The sequence below is a fragment of the Mycobacterium cajalii genome, assembly GCF_045809005.2.
In the GTDB taxonomy this organism is placed as follows: domain Bacteria; phylum Actinomycetota; class Actinomycetes; order Mycobacteriales; family Mycobacteriaceae; genus Mycobacterium.
In genome coordinates this window covers 3177768-3196743 of sequence record NZ_CM141436.1, presented here as the reverse complement: position 1 = coordinate 3196743, position 18976 = coordinate 3177768, and the positions used below count along the sequence as shown (strand labels likewise).

At 69.3% G+C, this 18976-nt stretch carries 19 protein-coding genes and 3 pseudogenes; 16 read left to right on the top strand and 6 right to left on the bottom strand.

The genetic code is table 11. The features are described from left to right. Nucleotides 1-46 precede the first annotated feature (46 nt). Entirely contained in the window at nucleotides 47-1708 is a 1662-nt protein-coding gene (locus ACJ512_RS15215) for a PE family protein (RefSeq protein ID WP_407687134.1), read from the bottom strand. Nucleotides 1709-1949: 241 nt separating this feature from the next. On the opposite strand from ACJ512_RS15215, the gene ACJ512_RS15210 reads away from it, so the two are divergent. Continuing rightward, nucleotides 1950-3080 (top strand): nitronate monooxygenase, encoded by a 1131-nt coding sequence (locus ACJ512_RS15210; RefSeq protein ID WP_407687135.1) that lies wholly within the window; start codon nucleotides 1950-1952, stop codon nucleotides 3078-3080. Between the two features lie 82 nt (nucleotides 3081-3162). On the opposite strand, the gene ACJ512_RS15205 is transcribed toward ACJ512_RS15210, so the two are convergent. The 3 genes and pseudogenes from ACJ512_RS15205 to ACJ512_RS15195 form a co-directional block, all read right to left on the bottom strand. Beyond that, nucleotides 3163-3384 (bottom strand): Rv1893 family protein, encoded by a 222-nt coding sequence (locus ACJ512_RS15205; RefSeq protein WP_407687136.1) that lies wholly within the window; start codon nucleotides 3382-3384, stop codon nucleotides 3163-3165. A 37-nt stretch (nucleotides 3385-3421) separates the two neighbouring features. Next, a pseudogene (locus tag ACJ512_RS15200) lies at nucleotides 3422-3733 on the bottom strand (hypothetical protein). Between the two features lie 11 nt (nucleotides 3734-3744). Next, complete coding sequence (locus ACJ512_RS15195; RefSeq protein WP_407687137.1) at nucleotides 3745-4149, bottom strand: hypothetical protein; 405 nt, start codon at nucleotides 4147-4149, stop codon at nucleotides 3745-3747. A 292-nt stretch (nucleotides 4150-4441) separates the two neighbouring features. Here ACJ512_RS15195 and ACJ512_RS15190 point away from each other — a divergent pair, with 292 nt between their 5' ends. The 4 genes and pseudogenes from ACJ512_RS15190 (at nucleotide 4442) to ACJ512_RS15175 (ending at nucleotide 8160) form a co-directional block, all read left to right on the top strand. Then, a complete protein-coding gene (locus ACJ512_RS15190) occupies nucleotides 4442-5728 on the top strand; it encodes a cytochrome P450 (protein ID WP_407687138.1) in 1287 nt (428 codons plus the stop codon). Between the two features lie 9 nt (nucleotides 5729-5737). Continuing rightward, nucleotides 5738-6751 (top strand): alcohol dehydrogenase catalytic domain-containing protein, encoded by a 1014-nt coding sequence (locus ACJ512_RS15185; RefSeq protein WP_407687139.1) that lies wholly within the window; start codon nucleotides 5738-5740, stop codon nucleotides 6749-6751. Nucleotides 6752-6764: 13 nt separating this feature from the next. Next, nucleotides 6765-7313: a YceI family protein gene (locus ACJ512_RS15180; protein WP_407687140.1), complete on the top strand. Its 549-nt coding sequence runs from the start codon at nucleotides 6765-6767 to the stop codon at nucleotides 7311-7313. A gap of 41 nt (nucleotides 7314-7354) precedes the next feature. Further along, a pseudogene (locus ACJ512_RS15175) lies at nucleotides 7355-8160 on the top strand (SAM-dependent methyltransferase). 7 nt (nucleotides 8161-8167) lie between these two features. On the opposite strand, the gene ACJ512_RS15170 reads toward ACJ512_RS15175, so the two are convergent. Continuing rightward, the gene (locus ACJ512_RS15170) at nucleotides 8168-9298 is read right to left on the bottom strand and encodes a DUF7159 family protein (RefSeq protein WP_407687141.1); all 1131 of its coding nucleotides are present in this window, start codon (nucleotides 9296-9298) and stop codon (nucleotides 8168-8170) included. Between the two features lie 576 nt (nucleotides 9299-9874). On the opposite strand from ACJ512_RS15170, the gene ag85B reads away from it, so the two are divergent. Beyond that, entirely contained in the window at nucleotides 9875-10867 is a 993-nt protein-coding gene (ag85B, locus tag ACJ512_RS15165; RefSeq protein ID WP_407687142.1) for a diacylglycerol acyltransferase/mycolyltransferase Ag85B, read from the top strand. A gap of 80 nt (nucleotides 10868-10947) precedes the next feature. Here the strand turns inward: ag85B and ACJ512_RS15160 are convergent, their stop codons facing one another. After that, complete coding sequence (locus tag ACJ512_RS15160) at nucleotides 10948-11481, bottom strand: hypothetical protein (protein ID WP_407687143.1); 534 nt, start codon at nucleotides 11479-11481, stop codon at nucleotides 10948-10950. Nucleotides 11482-11641: 160 nt separating this feature from the next. Here ACJ512_RS15160 and ACJ512_RS15155 point away from each other — a divergent pair. The 10 genes and pseudogenes from ACJ512_RS15155 (at nucleotide 11642) to ACJ512_RS15110 (ending at nucleotide 18954) form a co-directional block, all read left to right on the top strand. Beyond that, nucleotides 11642-12118, top strand: a pseudogene (locus ACJ512_RS15155) (chorismate mutase). A 93-nt stretch (nucleotides 12119-12211) separates the two neighbouring features. Next, nucleotides 12212-12664: a resuscitation-promoting factor RpfC gene (rpfC, locus tag ACJ512_RS15150; RefSeq protein ID WP_407687144.1), complete on the top strand. Its 453-nt coding sequence runs from the start codon at nucleotides 12212-12214 to the stop codon at nucleotides 12662-12664. Nucleotides 12665-12706: 42 nt separating this feature from the next. Further along, nucleotides 12707-13180 carry an SRPBCC family protein gene (locus tag ACJ512_RS15145; protein ID WP_407687157.1) on the top strand — a complete coding sequence of 158 codons (474 nt, stop codon included), beginning with the start codon at nucleotides 12707-12709 and terminating at the stop codon, nucleotides 13178-13180. A 1-nt stretch (nucleotide 13181) separates the two neighbouring features. Continuing rightward, entirely contained in the window at nucleotides 13182-14012 is an 831-nt protein-coding gene (locus tag ACJ512_RS15140) for an SDR family oxidoreductase (protein WP_407687145.1), read from the top strand. 13 nt (nucleotides 14013-14025) lie between these two features. Further along, nucleotides 14026-14442, top strand: coding sequence for a lipoprotein LpqH (locus ACJ512_RS15135; protein ID WP_407687146.1), 417 nt, complete (start codon nucleotides 14026-14028; stop codon nucleotides 14440-14442). A gap of 32 nt (nucleotides 14443-14474) precedes the next feature. Next, nucleotides 14475-15812, top strand: a complete 1338-nt coding sequence (locus tag ACJ512_RS15130; protein WP_407687147.1) for a cytochrome P450 — start codon at nucleotides 14475-14477, stop codon at nucleotides 15810-15812. A 38-nt stretch (nucleotides 15813-15850) separates the two neighbouring features. After that, complete coding sequence (locus ACJ512_RS15125) at nucleotides 15851-16303, top strand: nuclear transport factor 2 family protein (protein WP_407687158.1); 453 nt, start codon at nucleotides 15851-15853, stop codon at nucleotides 16301-16303. A gap of 196 nt (nucleotides 16304-16499) precedes the next feature. Continuing rightward, a complete protein-coding gene (locus ACJ512_RS15120; protein ID WP_407687148.1) occupies nucleotides 16500-16694 on the top strand; it encodes an excalibur calcium-binding domain-containing protein in 195 nt (64 codons plus the stop codon). Between the two features lie 259 nt (nucleotides 16695-16953). Then, nucleotides 16954-18102, top strand: a complete 1149-nt coding sequence (locus tag ACJ512_RS15115; RefSeq protein ID WP_407687149.1) for a GmrSD restriction endonuclease domain-containing protein — start codon at nucleotides 16954-16956, stop codon at nucleotides 18100-18102. Between the two features lie 408 nt (nucleotides 18103-18510). Further along, nucleotides 18511-18954, top strand: a complete 444-nt coding sequence (locus ACJ512_RS15110; RefSeq protein WP_407687150.1) for an SRPBCC family protein — start codon at nucleotides 18511-18513, stop codon at nucleotides 18952-18954. Nucleotides 18955-18976 lie beyond the last annotated feature (22 nt).

Below are 18976 nucleotides of genomic sequence, written 5' to 3'. Positions count from 1 at the left end.
TGGATCAAGAGCGCCGGCGCCGCGGCGGCGCCGGCCGAGAATCCGGCTACGACGTCCCGTTGTTTCCGTTGGCGCCGATGTAGCCGGAGAGCCCACCGGTGCCGCCCGCGCCCCCGTTGACGCCGTTGCCGCCGTCGCCGCCGATACCGAAGAACGACGGGGTGTAGGTTCCGTTCTGGAACACTCCGGCGTTGCCGCCGTTGCCGCCGTCAGCCGAACCAACGCCGATGCCCGCGTCACCGCCGTGCCCGCCCCCGCCGAAGAACCCGAGGCCGTCGCCGCCGTTACCGCCCTGGCCGGGGGCGGTCCCGAGACTCTCGCCGCCGTGTCCGCCCGTGCCGCCGACAGCGCTGACGAACGCGGCGCCCAGGCCGCCGTTGCCGCCGTTGCCGCCGGTGAGACCTTCGCCGCCCAGGCCGCCGTTGCCGCCGCCGGCGATGCCGGCGAGCGTGGCGCCGATGCCGCCGTCGCCGCCCTGCCCGCCGGTGCCGAGGACGGCTGCGCCGCCAACCCCGCCGTTGCCACCCTGGGCGAAGCCCGCCCCGACGACGACCGGGGCGCCGGTCATGCCACCGGCGCCACCGACGCCGCCGGTTCCGCCGGCGCCGGTCGCGGCGCCGCCCGCGCCGCCGGCGCCGCCCTGGACGAGGTCGAATCCGATGAAACCGGCGGCGGCACTGGCGCCGCCGGCGCCGCCCGTGCCACCCGTCCCCGTGGTGGCGGTTCCGCCGGCGCCGCCCGCGCCGCCGCTGGCGAAGTCGATCCCGAAGGGCAGGCGCGCCGCGGCCTCACCGCCCACGCCCCCGGCGCCGCCATGGCCCAGGTCGCCGGTCGCGTTGCCGCCCGTGCCTCCGGCACCGCCATTGCCGGTGAACAGGCCGATTCCGTTGCCGCCGGCACCACCGGTCCCGCCTGTTCCGGTCGTCGTGTCGCCGCCGGCCCCGCCGGTGCCGCCGATGCCCGCCAGGAAGCCGCCGTGCCCGCCGGCGCCGCCGTTCCCGCCGATCCCGGAGATTCCCGCGGCGCCGCCGTTTCCGCCGGGTCCACCCGCACCGAGCAACAGCGCGTTGCCACCGGCCCCGCCGACCGCCCCGGCGGTGGTGGCGGACCCGCCGGCGCCGCCGTTGCCCCACAGCCAGCCGCCGTTGCCACCGGCGCCGCCGGCCAAAAGGGTCCCCGTACCGCCGGAGCCACCGCTGCCGAACAGCCCTGCGGACCCGCCGGTGCCGCCCTGACCGCCGAAGTCGGTCGCGGCGTTGCCTCCGTTACCCCACAGCAGCCCGCCGGGACCGCCATTGGCTTGCGTCAACGTTTCGCCTGCCACCCCGTTGGCTCCGTTGCCGATCAGCGGGCGCTGCAACAGCGCCTGGGTGGGTGCGTTGATCGCTCCCAGCATGTCCTGCCCAAGGTTCTGCAGCTGCGTGGCATTGGCCGCCTCGGCGGCCGCATAGGCGTTGCCGGCGCCGCTCAGCGCCTGCACGAACTGCGCGTGGACCTCGGCCGCCTGAGCGCCGAGCATCTGATATTCCTGAGCGTGGCCGTTGAACAAAGAGGCGATTGCCGCCGACACCTGGTCGGCGGCGGGAGCCGCCATCACGGCGGTGGGGGCCGCGGCGGCCGCGTTGGCTGCGGTCAGCACCGAACCGATCTGTGCCACGTCCGCTACCGCCGACGCCAACACGTCCGGCGCTGCGACTACGAAAGACATCTACACCTCCGGCGGTAGGTCTACCGTCCCCGGTAAATGGTAGGCGCATAACTGCGCGTTGCTGACACCAAGTCAACAACGCGCGCCCGATGCCTCGCAGTGCGGCGCGGGCGTCGCCGCGGCGAGGTCCCGGCGATGATCGGTCGTAGTTGCGACGCGCCAGACCTGGCTGGCCCCGTCGGCGACGGCCGTACTAAAGTAGAACACGTTCCAATTTTCGCCCGGCGTCCGAGGAGTAGGCATGCACACCGCCATCTGCGACGAACTCGGTATCGAGTTTCCGATCTTCGCGTTCACCCACTGCCGCGATGTCGTGGTCGCGGTCAGCAAAGCCGGCGGTTTCGGCGTGCTGGGCGCCGTGGGCTTCACGCCCGAGCAGCTGGAGATCGAGCTCAACTGGATCGACGAGAACATCGGCGACCACCCCTACGGGGTCGACATCGTGATCCCGAACAAGTACGAGGGCATGGACTCACACCAGTCCGCCGAGGAACTGGCCGAGACGCTGCGCAAGATGGTGCCGCAGGAGCACCTGGACTTCGGCAAGAAGATCCTTGCCGACCACGGCGTGCCGATCGAGGACAGCGACGGCGACAGCCTGCAGTTGCTCGGTTGGACCGAGGCGACGGCCACGCCCCAGGTCGAGGTGGCGCTCAAGCACTCGAAGGTGAAGATGATCGCCAACGCGCTCGGCACTCCCCCGGCCGACATGATCAAGCACATCCACGACGCGGGACTCAAGGTGGCGGCGTTGTGCGGCTCGCCCTCGCAGGCCCGCAAGCACGCCGACGCGGGCGTCGACATCGTGATCGCCCAGGGCGGCGAGGCCGGCGGGCACTGCGGTGAGGTGGGCTCGATCGTGTTGTGGCCGCAGGTGGTCAAGGAAGTGGCGCCGGTGCCGGTGCTGGCGGCCGGCGGCATCGGCAGCGGCCAGCAGATCGCGGCGGCTCTGGCGCTCGGCGCGCAGGGCGCGTGGACCGGCTCGCAGTGGCTGATGGTCGAGGAATCCTCGAACACGCCCGTCCAGCAGGCGGCATACGTCAAGGCGGGCAGCCGCGACACCGTGCGCAGCCGGTCGTTCACCGGCAAGCCGGCCCGCATGCTGCGCAACGACTGGACCGAGGCGTGGGAGGCGCCGGACAACCCCAAGCCGCTCGGCATGCCGCTGCAGTACATGGTCTCCGGCATGGCGGTGCGGGCCACCAACAGGTACCCGAACGAGAGCGTGGACGTCGCGTTCAACCCGGTCGGCCAGGTCGTCGGTCAGTTCACCAAGGTCGAGAAGACCGCGACCGTCATCGAGCGCTGGGTCCAGGAGTACCTGGAGGCGACCAACCGGCTCGACGAGCTCAACGAGGCTGCCACCGTCTGAGACGCGCCGAACATGGTGGGTATGCGCGAATCGTGGTGCATACCGACCACGTTGGTCGACGCGGCAAGCGTTCGATGACGGGCTAGTCGTCCTCGTCGTCGTCGCTGCCGGTGAACATTTCCCTGGTCCGGTCGACCGCGTACGTGCCGATGCCGATGGAGTTCTGGACGATGCCGCTGGCGCCGCCGGAGATGTCGCCCCGGAGGATGTCGCTGGCGTGTTCGACGATGTCGGACGCTTTCTCGACCGCGTTGGTCGCGATGTCCCTGGCCGCGTCGACGGCGTCTTTGGGGTTGAAGCCCATCGGAGTCTCCTCATGGTTGCCGGACTTTGTTAAGACTCTAGACGCGGCCGGCAGGTCTGAAGTAGTTCACCAAACTGCGCCAGTGCTTTTCGGGGATCTCGGCGCCGGATCGCAGGATTCGCGCCAACCCGGCGGCCATTGCGATCCCGAGCAGGCCCAGCAACAGTCCGGCCAGTCCGATGAGGGCCCACAGCGCGGCGGTGACCGTGGGCCACGGGGACACCAGGGCGAGCGCGGGCGCGAAGAAGAAGCCGGTCCCGACTTACCAGGCCGAGCCCGCGCGATCGGAGGCCAGGACGACGCGCAGCCAGCGCGGGATCGGCGGTTCGGCCGGCCGGGTGCGGTCCATGAGTCAGCCGGTCACGGTTCGGGCGGGAAGAACCCTGCGCCGGTGAACCATCCTTCCTGCCATCCCTGCGCACCCAGACACAACATGGGAAGCCCCGCCTGCGACTGTGCCGCCGACTGCGGGCCCGGACACTTGGCTCCGGCCTGCTGAACGCCGTACAGCGGGTAGGACATCACCCAGTAGCCGGTGGTCGCGGCCGGGAACTGGTTGGGCGGGGGGAAATGGCACGCCTCGGCCTGCCCGCTGGGGCCGCGCCCGAAGATGAAGCGCTCGTAGTTGTCGCAGGGCGCGCCGAGGGAAGCGTCGTAGTTCATCCCCGGCACGTCGCCATCGTAATGCTGGTCGGCGGCCGCGCACGGCGCCAGAACGACCGCGCCGCCGGCGACCGCAACGACGGTGAGTAGTTCGCGAATCATGCTCCACCCTTAGCTTCTGTAAGCCTTCGTCTCAGCCGCTCCCGGCGATCCGCCGGTGACCTGCACAAAGCATATCCACTGCGCCGCGGGTCTCAAGGTGTTTCGGGTTCGGCGCCCCGGCCGCATGCGCGCGGTGGGAGGGGAGGGCAACGCCGTCCGCCCACGATTTCGCGGCGCTGAACACGTTGCAGTTCTTCTCGGAGATATCGCGATGATGCTTCACAACGGGGGATGGCAATGGTTTATTTGCACTGAAGCACGACTAGACGACTTCGTTTCGAGGAGTGGGCCCATGCCAACCGCCGAGCCAGCCGCCACCCCGGTCCCCGACCTGCCGCCCGGCTTCGACTTCACCGATCCCGACGTCCACGCGGAACGGCTGCCCGTGGAAGAACTGGCCGAGTTGCGGCGGACCGCGCCGATCTGGTGGAACGAGCAGCCCATCGGGGCGGGCGGTTTCGACGACGGCGGCTTCTGGGTGGTCTCCAAACACAAGGACGTCAAGGAGATCTCGCTGCGCAGCGACGTCTTCTCCAGCCTGCAGAAGACGGCCCTGCCGCGCTACAAGGACGGCACGGTCGACGAGCAGGTCGAACGCGGCAAGTTCGTCCTGCTCAACATGGACGCGCCGCAGCACACCCGGCTGCGCAAGATCATCTCGCGGGCCTTCACCCCCCGGGCCATCGAGCGCCTGCGCGGCGACCTCGCCGAGCGCGCCCGGCGCATCGTCGAGGAAGCGGCCGCCCAGGGCCGCGGTGACTTCGTCGAACAGGTCTCGTGCGAGCTGCCGTTGCAGGCCATCGCCGGGCTGATGGGCGTGCCACAGGAAGAACGCAAGAAGCTCTTCCACTGGTCCAACGAGATGGTCGGCGACCAGGACCCCGAGTTCGCCAACAACGACGCGATCACCGCGTCCGTCGAGCTCATCATGTACGGCATGCAGATGGCCGCCGACCGGGCGAAGAACCCGGGCGAGGACCTCGTCACCAAGCTGGTCCAGGCCGACGTCGACGGCCACAAGCTCTCCGACGACGAGTTCGGCTTCTTCGTCATCCTGCTCGCGGTCGCCGGAAACGAGACCACCCGCAACTCCATCACCCAGGGCATGATGGCCTTCACCGACTTCCCCGACCAGTGGGAGCTGTACAAGCGCGAGCGTCCGGCCACCGCCGCCGACGAGATCGTCCGGTGGGCCACCCCGGTCACGTCGTTCCAGCGCACCGCCCTGCAGGACTACGAGCTGTCCGGCGTGCAGATCAAGAAGGGCCAGCGGGTGGTGATGGTCTACCGCTCGGCCAATTTCGACGAGGACGTCTTCGAGGACCCGTTCAGCTTCAACATCCTGCGCGACCCCAACCCGCACGTGGGATTCGGTGGCACGGGCGCGCACTACTGCATCGGGGCGAACCTGGCACGCATGACGATCGACCTGATGTTCAACGCGATCGCCGACGGCATCCCGAACCTGGAGTCGATCGGCAGACCCGAACGGCTGCGGTCGGGCTGGCTCAACGGCATCAAGCACTGGCAGGTCGACTACCACACCGACGGGGCGACGAAATCATCTGTGGCGCATTAGGGTAAGTGGGTGCCCACTCACCAAGCCGTCCAAATCCAGTCTGCCGGCGCCGCCCTGGAACTCGCCGACGTCGAAACCCGGCCGCCCGGCCGCGGCGAGGTGCGCATAGCGGTCACCGCGTGCGGCATCTGCGGCACCGACCGGGCCTTCGTCCACGGCGGCTTCCCGAACATTTCGTGGCCCCTGACCCCCGGTCATGAGCTCGCCGGGAACATCGCCGAACTCGGCGCGGGCGTCGAGGATTTCGCGGTGGGCGACCGGGTCGCGGTCGGTTGGTTCGGCGGCTGCTGCTACCGGTGCGACCAGTGTCGGAAAGGTCTGTTCATCCACTGCGAGAACGGCAAGGTCCCCAGCTGGCACTATCCCGGCGGCTACGCGGAGTCGGCGACGGTGCCGGCCAGCGCGCTGGCCCGGATCCCGGACGGGCTCACCGACGTGGAGGCCGCCCCGATGGGTTGCGCCGGTGTGACCACCTACAACGCGCTGCGCCACACCAAGGCGTTGCCGGGTGACCGGGTCGCGGTCCTGGGCGTCGGCGGTCTCGGCCACCTGGGGATCCAGTTCGCCCGGGCGATGGGCTTCGAGACCATCGCGATCAACCGCGGCACCGCCAAGGCCGAGGATGCCCGGAAGCTGGGGGCCCACCACTACATCGACTCGACGAGCGGCGACGTCGCCGCGGCGATGCGGGCCCTGGGCGGGGCGGCGGTCGTCCTGGCCACCGCCGGCAACTCGCAGGCCATGGCCGACACCGTCGGCGGGCTGTCGCCCCAGGGGGAACTGGTCACGCTCGGCGTGACCCCCGACCCCTTGCCTATCAGTCCCGTCCAGCTGATCAACCCGGGGCTCAGCATCGTCGGGCATCCCTCGGGCACGGCCAAGGACGTCGAGGACACAATGCATTTCGCGGTGATGGCGGGCGTGCGCGCGTGGGTCGAGGAGCTGCCGCTGGCGCAGGCCGCGGAGGGCTACGCGGCGCTCGAGGAAGGCCGCGCGCACTACCGCACCGTCCTCACCATGTGACTGGGCGCCGTCTGTGACCGACACCTGGACCCTGGACGCCTCCGGCGGTGAGTTGCTCATCCGCACCGGGGTCACCGGCCGGGCCGCGCGCATGGGCCACCGCCTCACGATCGCGATGACGCGATGGCACGCAACGGTGAGCTGGGCCGGGACCGAACCGGCGGGCCTGGAGTTGGTGGTCGAGACGGATTCCCTCGAGGTGCTGCGTGGCGAGGGCGGCGTCAAGGGGTTGTCCGCGCCGGAGAAAGCCCTGGCGCGGTCTAATGCGTTGAAGTCGTTGGACGCCGGCCGCTTCCCCGACATCCGGTTCGTCGCCGACACGATTAACGAGACCGAGGGCGGGTATCGGATCAGGGGGCAGTTGCACATTCGGGGGAAATCGCGGGAGCACACGGTCGACTTGCAAACAGAGGATCTCGGCGACACCTGGCGGATGTCGGCGGAAACCGCCGTTCGCCAGTCCGACTACGGCGTCAAGCCCTATTCGCTGCTGATGGGCTCGGTGCAGGTCGCCGACGAGGTGAGGTTGTCGTTCACCGCGGTGCACGACAAAGACGACTGACGGCTACCGCGCGTATCCCCCAATTCACCGGAAGGGGCTCGATGCCGCGCACAGACAACGATTCGTGGGACCTGGCGACCAGCGTCGGCGCGACCGCGACCATGGTGGCCGCCGCCCGGGCGGTGGCCTCCAAGGGCGACGACGCGCTGATCGACGATCCGTTCGCCGAACCGCTGGTGCGGGCGGTGGGGATCGACTTCTTCGCCCGTTGGGTCAACGGGGACATCGACGCGGCCGACGTGGACGTCCCCGGGGACGCCTGGGGCCTGCAGCGGATGGCGGACCTGATGAGTGCGCGAACGCGGTACTTCGACGCGTTCTTTCGCGACGCGATGGCGGCGGGCATCCGGCAGGCCGTCATCCCGGCGTCGGCGTGCGCGCCGTGCCGATCGACTTGCGGCAGGACTGGCCGAAGGCGTTGCGGGAGGCGGGCTTTGACGCGGGCCGGCCCAGCGCGTGGATCGCGGAGGGGCTGCTGGCCTTCCTGCCGCCGGAGGCCCAGGATCGCCTGCTGGACAACATCACCGAGCTCAGCGCCCCGGACAGCCGGCTGGCCGCCGAGATTTTCGCCAGCCCGCCGGGCGAGGTCGACGGTCCCGCCGTGGACCCGCTGCAAACGGCGAGCGAGCGGTGGCGGGCACACGGGTTCGACATCGAGCTCGCCGATCTGCGGTATGACGTCGAGCGCAACGACGTCGCGGCCTACCTCGGCGCCCACGGCTGGGAGACCGACTCGACGACGCTGAACCAACTGCTGGCCGCCAACGGACTGCCCGAGATCCCGGACACGCCGGCCAACGCGGCGTTCCTGGACAACTACTACTGCACGGCGACTCGGCGCGGTTAGTTCCGGATCACGGTTGCTCGGGCGCGCCCGGCGCCGAGTCGCCCGCGTCGCCGGGGATGTGCTCGAGCACCCTGGCGAGGTAGGGCTGGCGGGTGTCGGGGGCCGGTGGCTCTTCCTCGGGGGTACGCGGCCGCACCGCTTCCGCGGCGGGTGCTTCGTCAGCGGGCGCCGGCGGCGTGGCCTCGGGGGCCGGCGCGGGCGACACTGTGGCCTGCCGCGGCGGTGCGACCGCCGGTGCGACGGCCCGGGCCAGCTGCGGTGCCCGGGAGTGCACCGCGTGCTTCGCCGAGGTGGCGTCGCCCTTCGGGGAGATCTCGATGCCCACGGCCAGCGACAGTGAGGCGACGAAGGTGACCGCCCCGGCGGCCAGCGCGGTCACCGCACCGGCGTAGGACAGGCGCCGGGGCCGCGGGGGCGCCGGGGCCGGCTCGGGCGTGCGCACCACCAGTTGCTCATCGGTGAACTCGGTGCTTCGCGCCGCGGTCAGCGCCGCGCCCCGGGCCACCGTCACCTGGACCATGTTCTGGGCGAACACCGGGACCGGCAGTGCCTTTTCGAGCTCCCACGAGAAATCATGGATGTCGCTGTCCGCGCCGACGACGACCACTCCCCCGGGACGCCAGCCGTTGCGCTCGAACATCCCGGTCAGCCACGACGTCAGGCCGTCGAAGCCGCCGCTCACGTGCTTGACGGCAGTCTGCGTCGCGCCGTTGTGGGTGTGAACCATCACGACGGTGGCGAACTCGTGCTCGAGGATGCAGACCGCGGTCTGCTCGAAACCGATGACGGGTGCGATGGCCCGGGCCAGCGTCTCGACCGCCTCGAGCAATCGGACCGGCACGATGTTGTCGAAACCCGCGTCGGTCAGCGCCTCCATGAGCAGAGCGGCCTGCGCGGCGGCCTCGTCGGTCCACGTCACGCCGACGACCCGCACCCGCTGATCGTTTACGGCCGCCATGGCCTCCACCCGCAGCACCTCATCGGTCACCTGCTCGGCGGTGCCCACTGCGGGCACCCCGCCGCCGGCATGCAGCGGCATCTCGCGGTGGTCCAGGATGGTGCCGTCGGCGTCGTGCCCCTCGGCGAGAACCCACCCGACGGCGGTCGACGTCACCGACAGACCCAGTACCGTGTCCAAATTTGCACCTCAATCATTCGACCGCCGACGCCCTCGGTCTCGCCGTCGCGCACCCTGAAACCGCTGGTGCGGTAGATCGTCAGAGCCGGAACGGACCGGGAAGCGTGGTCTCCATCGGCGTGCTCCGTGAGAGCCTACGCTTGCAGTCCACCGTGGAGTGCTCCGGTCCGCAATCCCGCGCCCAATTCACAGACGACAGCCAGCGGGCCGCCGAATCATGCCACACCCGGCGCCGCGGAGCGGCACCCGCACGGCGTTGTTCGCCCCGAACCCGGCCGCGCCGTCTCATCGCCGGCTTTCCCCGCCGTGCGAATCGGGACATGAAATATGGATGTCGTGATCGCGTCGGGAACGGTCCGGTGAATCGCGTGCGACGCCGCGCCTACCTGCGCTGTTGCCGTGTCGATCGCCGCATGGGGAACCGGCGTGAGACCGGCGCGCGCCGCTTTGGCGCGCGAAATCCGCAGCGAATAGCGAAACACAATCGAGACGAGCCCGCGTCCTGATCGACATTCGGCCTCTAACCACGGTAAATTCCAGCGAAGACACGCGACGACATACGACTAAGGGGCAGGTATGACAGACGTGAGCGACAAGATCCGGGCGTGGGGACGCCGGCTACTGGTCGGTGCGGCGGCGGCCACCGTGCTGCCCGGCCTGATCGGTCTTGCCGGGGGCGCGGCGACCGCGGGGGCGTTCTCGCGCCCCGGTCTGCCCGTCGAGTATCTCCAGGTGCCGTCGCCATCGATGGGCCGCGACATCAAGGTCCAGTTCCAGAGCGGCGGAAACGGCTCCCCGGCCGTCTACCTGCTCGACGGGCTGCGGGCCCAGGACGACTACAACGGCTGGGACATCAACACCCCGGCGTTCGAGTGGTACTACAAGTCCGGTCTCTCGGTGATCATGCCCGTCGGTGGGCAGTCCAGCTTCTACGCCAACTGGTACCAGCCGGCCTGCGGTCACGACGGCTGCAAGACCTACAAGTGGGAGACCTTCCTGACCAGCGAACTGCCGCAGTGGCTGGCCTCCAACCGGAGCGTCAAGTCCACCGGCAGCGCCGCGGTCGGCATCTCGATGTCGGGTTCTTCGGCGATGATCCTGGCGGTCTACCATCCGCAGCAGTTCATCTACGCCGGCTCGCTGTCGGCGCTGCTGGATCCCTCCAGCGGGATGGGCCCGAGCCTGATCGGCCTGGCCATGGGTGACGCCGGCGGTTACAAGGCCGACGCCATGTGGGGACCGTCGAGCGACCCGGCCTGGCAGCGCAACGACCCCACCGTGCAGATCCCGACGCTGGTCGCCAACAACACCCGCCTGTGGGTCTACTGCGGCAACGGCACGCCGTCGGAGCTGGGCGGGGCCAACATGCCCGCCGAGTTCCTGGAGAACTTCGTGCGCAGCAGCAACCTGAAGTTCCAGGACGCCTACAACGCGGCCGGCGGCCACAACGCCGTGTTCAACTTCGACCAGAACGGCACCCACAGCTGGGAGTACTGGGGTGCCCAGCTCAACGCGATGAAGCCCGACCTGCAGAGCACCCTGGGCGCCACCCCCGGGGGCGGCGAGTAAATCCGCGCTGCTGACGTTCCGCTACTGCGCCCGACGATTCCGTCGGGCGCAGTAGCGCGTCGAGGGCCCTCGGCCGGCTGTCAGCCCGTCTTCGCGAACCGGTCGGTGACGTCGGTCCATGCCGTCGTGTCGCTGGTGTGATCGTTCATGTTGCGGCATTGACCGTAGACACGGACGATGCCCAGCCCCGGGTTCTCGTCCTGGCGGTAGATGACCGCCGTGACGGCGTCCTTGGAGAGCGTCGTGCCCAGGGCGTGATCGTTGGCCGGTTGGCCCTCGGCCCAGCCGCGGGCGGCGAGTGCGCGCACGATCGCCGGGAAGTAGCTGAAACTCCGGGCACCGGCCGGCAACGCGAAGGTCAGGTAGACGGCGCCCTGATACGGGGGATCGTACCGGTTCTTGCAGGACATCAGGGCGTAGCCGGCCGACGAGGTGTCCAGCTGGGCGGCGCCGACGATCTCCCTGGCCGCGCCGATCGCCTGGGCTTCGGCCTGCTCGTCGCCGATCGGGTCGGTCGGATGGTCGAGGAAGTCGGCGGGTGTGGAATGCAGCCGGTCCACCGCCAAGAAGACCCCGCCCAGCGTTAGCGAGGTGGTGAGCACGGCAGCGGTCAATGCGCGAACCTGCGTCGGGCGCAGCCATCGCGCTGGTGTCCCCTGACTTGTGGGGCGACGGTCGTGGGCGGTCTGGCTCATCGGGGGTGTCTGAGTTCGTCTGGGGCCAGGCTAGCCAACTTCGACCGATGCGGTCCGGTGTCGGTCCACAATCGTGGTCATGACCGTTGTCGGCGGACAACCCCGCGGTCGCCGGCTCTGCGCCGTGCTCGTCACGCTGGTCGGCACGTCGTTTGCGCCGCACGCGGGCGCCGACGGCGACGACCCGCTCGTCGAGCTGGTCGGTGCCGCCGCGCGGCGGCCGGATCTCGCCGAGCCGGTGGCGGCCTTCAAGTGGAAGACCGGCGCGGCGCCGTCGAGGACCCCGCCCGGGTCCGGCAGGAACTCGACGCGCTGGGCGCGCAGGCGACCGCCCGGCACGTCGACGCCGGTTACGTCGCCCGCATCTTCGGCGATCAGATCAACGCGACCGAGGCGATCGAATACAGCCGCCTCGCGCAGTGCAGACTGGGACCTGCTACATTCGCCGGCCTGTGCCGGGCAGCTCGACGCCGCCAGGACCGACGTCGCGCGGCCGCTCGACAGCCTCTGCCGGCAAGCCCTCTCGTCGGCAACCCGATCGTATTGCCAGCGATAGTTTAGTTTTTTCTCACGGAATTCTAAAACTCCGATTTGGCTTGTCGGTAGGGCGATTTCAGCAGATAGACGGCATATCTCGCGTCATTTTCAAATGGGTAACGCTTTGGACACGCCCGCCGAAATGGTGGGCATGAAAATTCCCTGCAAACCTCTCGTCAAGACCATGGTGGTCGGCGGGTTCGTTGCAGCGTCGCTGACTTCTCCCCCCGGTGTGGCCGACGCCGCGCCCCCCGAGCCCAACTGGGACGCGATCGCGCAGTGCGAGTCCGGCGGCAACTGGCACGCCGACACCGGAAACGGCGAATACGGCGGGCTGCAGTTCAAGCCGAGCACGTGGGCCCGCTACGGCGGCGTGGGCAACCCCGCGGCCGCATCACGGGAACAGCAGATCGCGGTCGCCGACCGGCTCTTCGCCGAGGAAGGCGTGGAGCCCTGGCCGAAGTGCGGCGCCGAGTCGGGCCTGCCGATCGGGTGGTATTCGCACCCGGCCCAGGGCATCAAGCAGATCATCAACGGGCTGATCCAGCTGGCCGCGCCGCACTAGCACGCGACGCTTCGCGAGCGGGGCCTAGGAGCGGGCGCGAAGCTGTGTTTTGATCGGGCCATGGAAGGTTCTGCGACGGTTCACATGAGTGCGCCCGCGAACAAGGTCTGGGACGTGATCGCAGACGTGCGCAACATCGGACGGTTCTCCCCGGAAGTCTTCGAGGCCGAATGGCTAAGCGGTGCCACCGGCCCCGCGCTCGGCGCCAAATTCCGTGGCCACGTCCGGCGCAACGAAATCGGTCCGGTGTATTGGACGACGTGCAAAGTCACCGCCTGCGACCCCGGCCGCGAGTTCGGGTTCGCGGTGCTCGTCGGCGACCGGGCGGTGAACAACTGGCATTACCGGCTGGCGCCCAGCGAAGGCGGCACCGACGTCACCGAGTCCTTTCGGCTGAACTCCTCCCCCTTGCTGGCCGTCTACTGGCTGTTCGGCGGCTTCCTGCGCAAGCGGCGCAACATCCGAGACATGACCAAGACCCTCAACCGCATCAAAGATGTGGTCGAGGCAGGCTGACTTGAAATCGATTCTCATCACCGGCGCGGGCAGCGGCATGGGCCGCGAGGGGGCCAGGCTGTTCCACGCCAACGGCTGGCGGGTCGGCGCCGTGGACCGCGACGCCGAGGGCCTGACGACCCTGGAGCGCGAACTGGGCGGTGATCGGCTGTGGACTCGCGCCGTCGACGTGACGGACGGGGCGGCGCTGGAGGGGGCCCTGGCCGACTTCTGCGCCGGCAACACCGGCGCCGGCCTGGACATGATGTGGAACAACGCCGGCATCGGCGAAACCGGCTGGTTCGAGGACGTGCCCTACGACGCGGCGATGCGCGTCGTCGAGGTGAACTTCAAGGCCGTGCTGACCGGCGCCTACGCCGCACTGCCCTACCTGAAGAAGACCCCGGGCAGCCTGATGTTCTCGACGTCGTCGTCCTCGGCCACCTACGGCATGCCGCGGCTGGCCGTGTACTCCTCGACCAAACACGCGGTCAAGGGGCTCACCGAGGCGCTCAGCGTCGAATGGCAGCGGCACGGGGTGCGGGTCGCCGACGTGCTGCCCGGCCTGATCGACACGGCCATCCTCACCACGACCACCGACCACTCCGCCGGCGCCGGTGCGACGTCGGCCGAGGACGTGCGCGCCCGCGCGCCCAAGAAGGGCATGTTCCGGCTGATGCCGGCGAGCAGTGTCGCGCAGGTGGCCTGGCAGGCCTACCGGCACCCGACCCGATTGCACTGGTACGTGCCCAAGAGCATCCGGATGATCGACCTGCTCAAGGGCCTGAGCCCGGAATTCGTGCGGGGCCGTATCCTCAAATCCCTACCCGCGCTGATGCCCGAGCGGCAGTAACGGAGGTCAAGCCGTGCGGAACCGGTTGCTAGCGGTCGCTGGTGTGGTGGTGGCGACCGGTGTCGCGGGGTGCGCCCAGCCCCAGACCATGCCGCGCAAGGCGGCCCATCTGACCATCGACGGCGCCACCCATGCGACCCGCCCCGCGGCGTGCAGCCAGGAGCAGGCGTACCGCACCATCGACATCCGCGACCGCGGCGGCCGCGTCGAGGCGGTGGTGCTGCTCAGCGGGGCGCGGGCGATCCCGCAGTGGGTGAAGATCCGCGACGTCGACGGCTTCACCGGCAGCTACTGGGAAGGCGGCGTGGGCGAGGTGCACGCCGAGGCCACCAACGACGCGTACACCATCAGCGGCAGCGCCTACGGCATCAGCAGCAGCAACCCCAACAAGGTGGTGACCACCGACTTCAAGATCGCCGCCGAGTGCTGAGGCCCGCGGCGGATTCGGCTTAGGCTGGTCCGGTGAAGGAAAGACTGCACTGGCTCGCGATGCACGGGTTCGTCCGGGGCGTCGCGGCGATCGGGGCCCGGCGGGGCGACCTGCAGGCCAGGCTGATCGCCGATCCGTCGGTGGCCGCGGACCCGGTGGCGTTCTACGACGAACTGCGTGCTTTGGGGCCCTTGGTGAAAGGCCAAGTCAACTATCTGACCACCGATTACTCGCTGGCCCAGGAGTTGCTGCGCTCCGACGACTTCCGGGTGGTCAACATGGGGTCGAATCTGCCGGGGCCGCTGCGGTGGTTGGAGCGCCGCACCCGCGACGACCGGTTGCACCCGCTGCGCGCGCCGTCGTTGCTGGCCGTCGAGCCGCCGGACCACACCCGTTACCGCAAGACGGTGTCGGCGGTGTTCACGGCCAGGGCGGTCGCGGCCTTGCGCGATCGGGTCGAGCAGACCGCCGCCGGCCTGCTGGACCAGTTGGACCCCGGATCGGGAACCTCCGGGGTGATCGACGTCGTCGGACGGTATTGCTCGCAGCTTCCGGTCGCCATCATCAGCGACATCCTGGGAGTGCCCGAGCGGGACCGGCGCCGCGTCCTGGAATTCGGTGAGCTGGCGGCGCCGAGCCTGGACATCGGCTTGCCGTGGCGGCAGTACCGCAGCGTGCAGGACGGCATCGCCGGATTCCACTCCTGGCTCGCCGACCACCTGCGGCAGTTGCGGCGGGCGCCGAACGACAACTTGATGAGCCAGCTGATCCAGATGGCCGAAAGTGGTTCTTCCGAAACATATTTGAGTGAAATCGAGCTTCAGGCGATCGCCGGTCTGGTGCTGGCGGCCGGATTCGAGACGACGGTCAACCTGCTGGGCAACGGCATCCGCATGCTGCTGGACGCGCCGCAGCACCTGGACACGCTGCGGCAGCACCCGGAGCTGTGGCCCAACGCCGTCGAGGAGATTCTGCGACTGGACTCCCCGGTGCAGCTCACCGCGCGGGTGGCGCTCGACGACGTCGAGGCGGCGGGAACGCCGATCCCCCGCGGTGGGCTGGTCGTCGTCTACCTGGCCGCGGCCAACCGCGATCCCGCGGTCTTCACCGACCCGCACCGCTTCGACATCCAGCGGCCCAACGCCGGAAAGCATCTCGCGTTCTCCGGGGGCCGGCACTTCTGCCTGGGCGCCGCCCTGGCGCGCGCCGAGGGCGAGGTCGGGTTGCGCACGTTCTTCGAGCGCTTTCCCGAGGTGCGGGCCGCGGGCGCCGGCAGCAGGCGCGACACGCGGGTGCTGCGGGGCTGGTCGACGCTGCCGGTGGTCCTGGGCCCGGCACACTCGATGGCCGGGTCGCCAACTAATCGTTGACACCCGCTCCGCGGGCGGGTGTGATGACGGCTGTGACAATCGAATCCACGAGCACGGTCCGCGACGTTGTCCTTGGGCTGTGGCAGGCGCTTTCGCGGCGGGACTGGGACGCGGTAAAGACCTTTTTGTCCGACGACTGCCTCTATGTCGACATGCCGGTGCCCGCGCTGGCCGCCCGCGGTCCCGACGACATCGTGAAGCGGTTGAAGATGGGGCTCGAGCCGTTGGCCGGCTACGAGAACCACGACGGCGTGCTGGTGTCCGACGGTTGCGACGTCCTCTACGAGCATTCGGAGACTTGGACTTTCGCGACGGGAGAGCAGGGCGTGCTGCGGTTCGTCACGGTGCACAAGGTCGAGGACGGCAAGATCACGGTCTGGAAAGACTATTGGGACATGAATTCCCTGGTGGCCTTCGCTCCCCCGAACCACTTCGAGAACCTGGCGAGTGCGGACACCAGCTGGATTTTCGACGCGTCGGCGCTCGTGTGACCTGACAGCTGCGCGACTCTTGAACGCCGAGTGCGTCCCGGTCGTGCACCACCAACGACGCTGCGAGCGGCGCGGGCAGGACTTCCTATGAGCCCATATGAGGTCCGGCATTCCACCGCGCTGACACCGGCGTCTTCTTACGATCCTTTCCGACCGCCAACGGAAGGGACACGGAGCGTTGATATTTCGCCATCTCATGGCCACAGTGGGCGCAGTTGCCGCAATCCTCGGCACCGGAGTGTCTGCGGCACCCGCAGCCCAGGCCGATCCGCCGTATAGGAATTGTTCGCAGGCGCACGCGGACGGGCGCTACAACATCCCGAGGGGCGATCCGGCCTACGCTCCGAAGCTTGACCGCGACGACGACGGACTTGCGTGCGAACACTATTGATAACGGGCCCGTGTCCGGTGGTTGTTCTCTAGGCCGCCGGACGCCGCCGCGCCAGTGGCGCACGCGCACTCCAAAGACACCGAGTTGTCGAGCGTGGAGAACTGCCTTCTTTGCCACCGCGCTGCATCCGGGCGGCCGTAGCGATTCCACGCCTGAAGCGGTGCGCAACGCCGCGGTAGCGCCTCCACCCTTTTCACCGTTGCGAAGAAATACGCTAGTCAGACCCTCGCCGCACAGGGTGTGCGAACAGGAGAAGACGATGATCACCAACGATGACGACGATCAGCCCGCGACGGCCGCAGGGCCATGCGACGATGCGACCACGAGCGTGCCCGCAGCCGGCCAGGCTGCCTCGGATTTGGCGTGGTCGCAGGAAGACCCCGAGACGGAGCCGCTGAACCCCCCGTGGCGTTCGGTCTGGACTCTGGCCGGTGTCGGCGTGGTGTGTGCGGTGGTGGCCGCGGTCCTCATCGCCGGTCTGGGCTTGGCAGGCGACGGCGGTGCCCGCGAAGGGGCGCCCCACCCCGGGAAGGTCGAGGCGACCACACCGCCGTCGTCGGCTGGCCTCGCCGGGCCTTCGTCGTCCCCCGGCTCGCCGTTGTCTTTCGCCCCGGCGGCGCCGGAGCAGGGGGCGGACGCCGCGACATTGGCGGCAGAACTCGCCACCTTGCCGATCAAGGGCCGCGCGCCGAAGACCGGGTATGACCGCGGCCTGTTCGGCGACGCCTGGACTGACGACGTGACGGTGGCCGACGGACACAACGGCTGCGACACCCGCGACGACATCCTCGCGCGCGACCTCGCCGACATCGTCCGCAATGGCGACTGCACGGTGATTTCCGGTGTGCTGCACGACCCGTACAGCGGCACCACGGTCGAGTTTCGCCGCGGCCGGGGCACCTCGTCGCTGGTGCCGGTCGACCACGTGGTCGCGTTGTTGGACGCGTGGCAGAAGGGGGCGCAGCAGTGGGATGCCGTCAAGCGGCGCAACTTCGCCAACGACCCGATCAATCTGCAGGCCACCACGCGGGCGATGAACGAGCAGAAGGGTGCCGGCGACGCTGCGACGTGGTTGCCGCCCAACAAGTCCTACCGCTGCACGTATGTCACCCGCATCGTCGACGTCAAGGTCGCCTACGGGTTGTGGGTGACTCAGGCCGAACACGATGCGATCGCTCGAATCCTGACGAATTGTGGGGCGCCCGCCGCGGCTGCCGGGCAGCCGCCGGTGGACCCCAGCTCCGACGATGTTCCGTCCCCGCCGGCGCCGGTAGCCGATAACGGGTTGTCGGTGTACTACCCGAACTGCAGGGCAGCAAGGGCCGCCGGCGCGGCGCCGATCTATGCCGGCCAGCCCGGATATCGACGTGGGCTTGACCGCGACGGCGACGGTGTGGCGTGCGAGTAATCCCAGCCTCGGGTCGTGATGTGCTCCCGCCCTGACGGGTTCCGCCGGGCACTCCCGCCGTCATCGACGGGGCCGCGCAGTCATACTGGTTGGGGACCGGATACGACTTCTTCCCTTATGGCGCAAGGCGATCCGGTCGCCCGGTGGCTCGGTCTCACCTCCTGGCCGCCCGGGGTTTGCATGCCGCCCGAAGTCAGGGGCCTTTGCCTGCGGCGACGCTTTTCCATCGACAGCCTGCCCGAAGAGTTTCAGGGCGGCGACCACTCCCGGGCCGGCGGAGTTTCGGCGGACTCATACGGCTTCGGTGAGCCGCACGCCGTGAGGCTATGTTCTCTGTAGCGAAAGGGGACGACTCATGACGGCCGACAACCGGATATCGGCGGCGAGCAGCGGCGGGGTTAAGCGCGGATGATCGAGTTCACCCTGACCCGGACCTCGACGGCGCCGATCGAGACCGTGTTCGACGCCCTGACCGACCACCGCGGGATCGCGGACTACCTGTGGGCATGCCGGCGCAGCACCCTCGATCGCGAGGGAACCCCCGCACCCAACGGTGTCGGCGCGATCAGGCGTCTGGTGGTGGTCGGACCCCCGTTCGTCGAGGAGATCATCGAGTACGAGCGGCCCACCCGCTACGCGTACAAGATGCTCTCGGGCGCGCCGACGCGGGATCACGTCGGCACGGTCCAGCTGCGTGAGACGGGGGCGGGGACCGAGGTCAGCTGGCACCTGCGCTCAACGCTGAAGATTCCCGGCGCCGACCGGCTGATGCTGCCGGTGTTCAAGAAGGTCATCGACGAACTCCTCAAAGGCGGCATCGCCGCCGCCGAGCGCCGCGCCGAAGCCCGGTGAGTTCGCCGACTGCCGGCGGGTC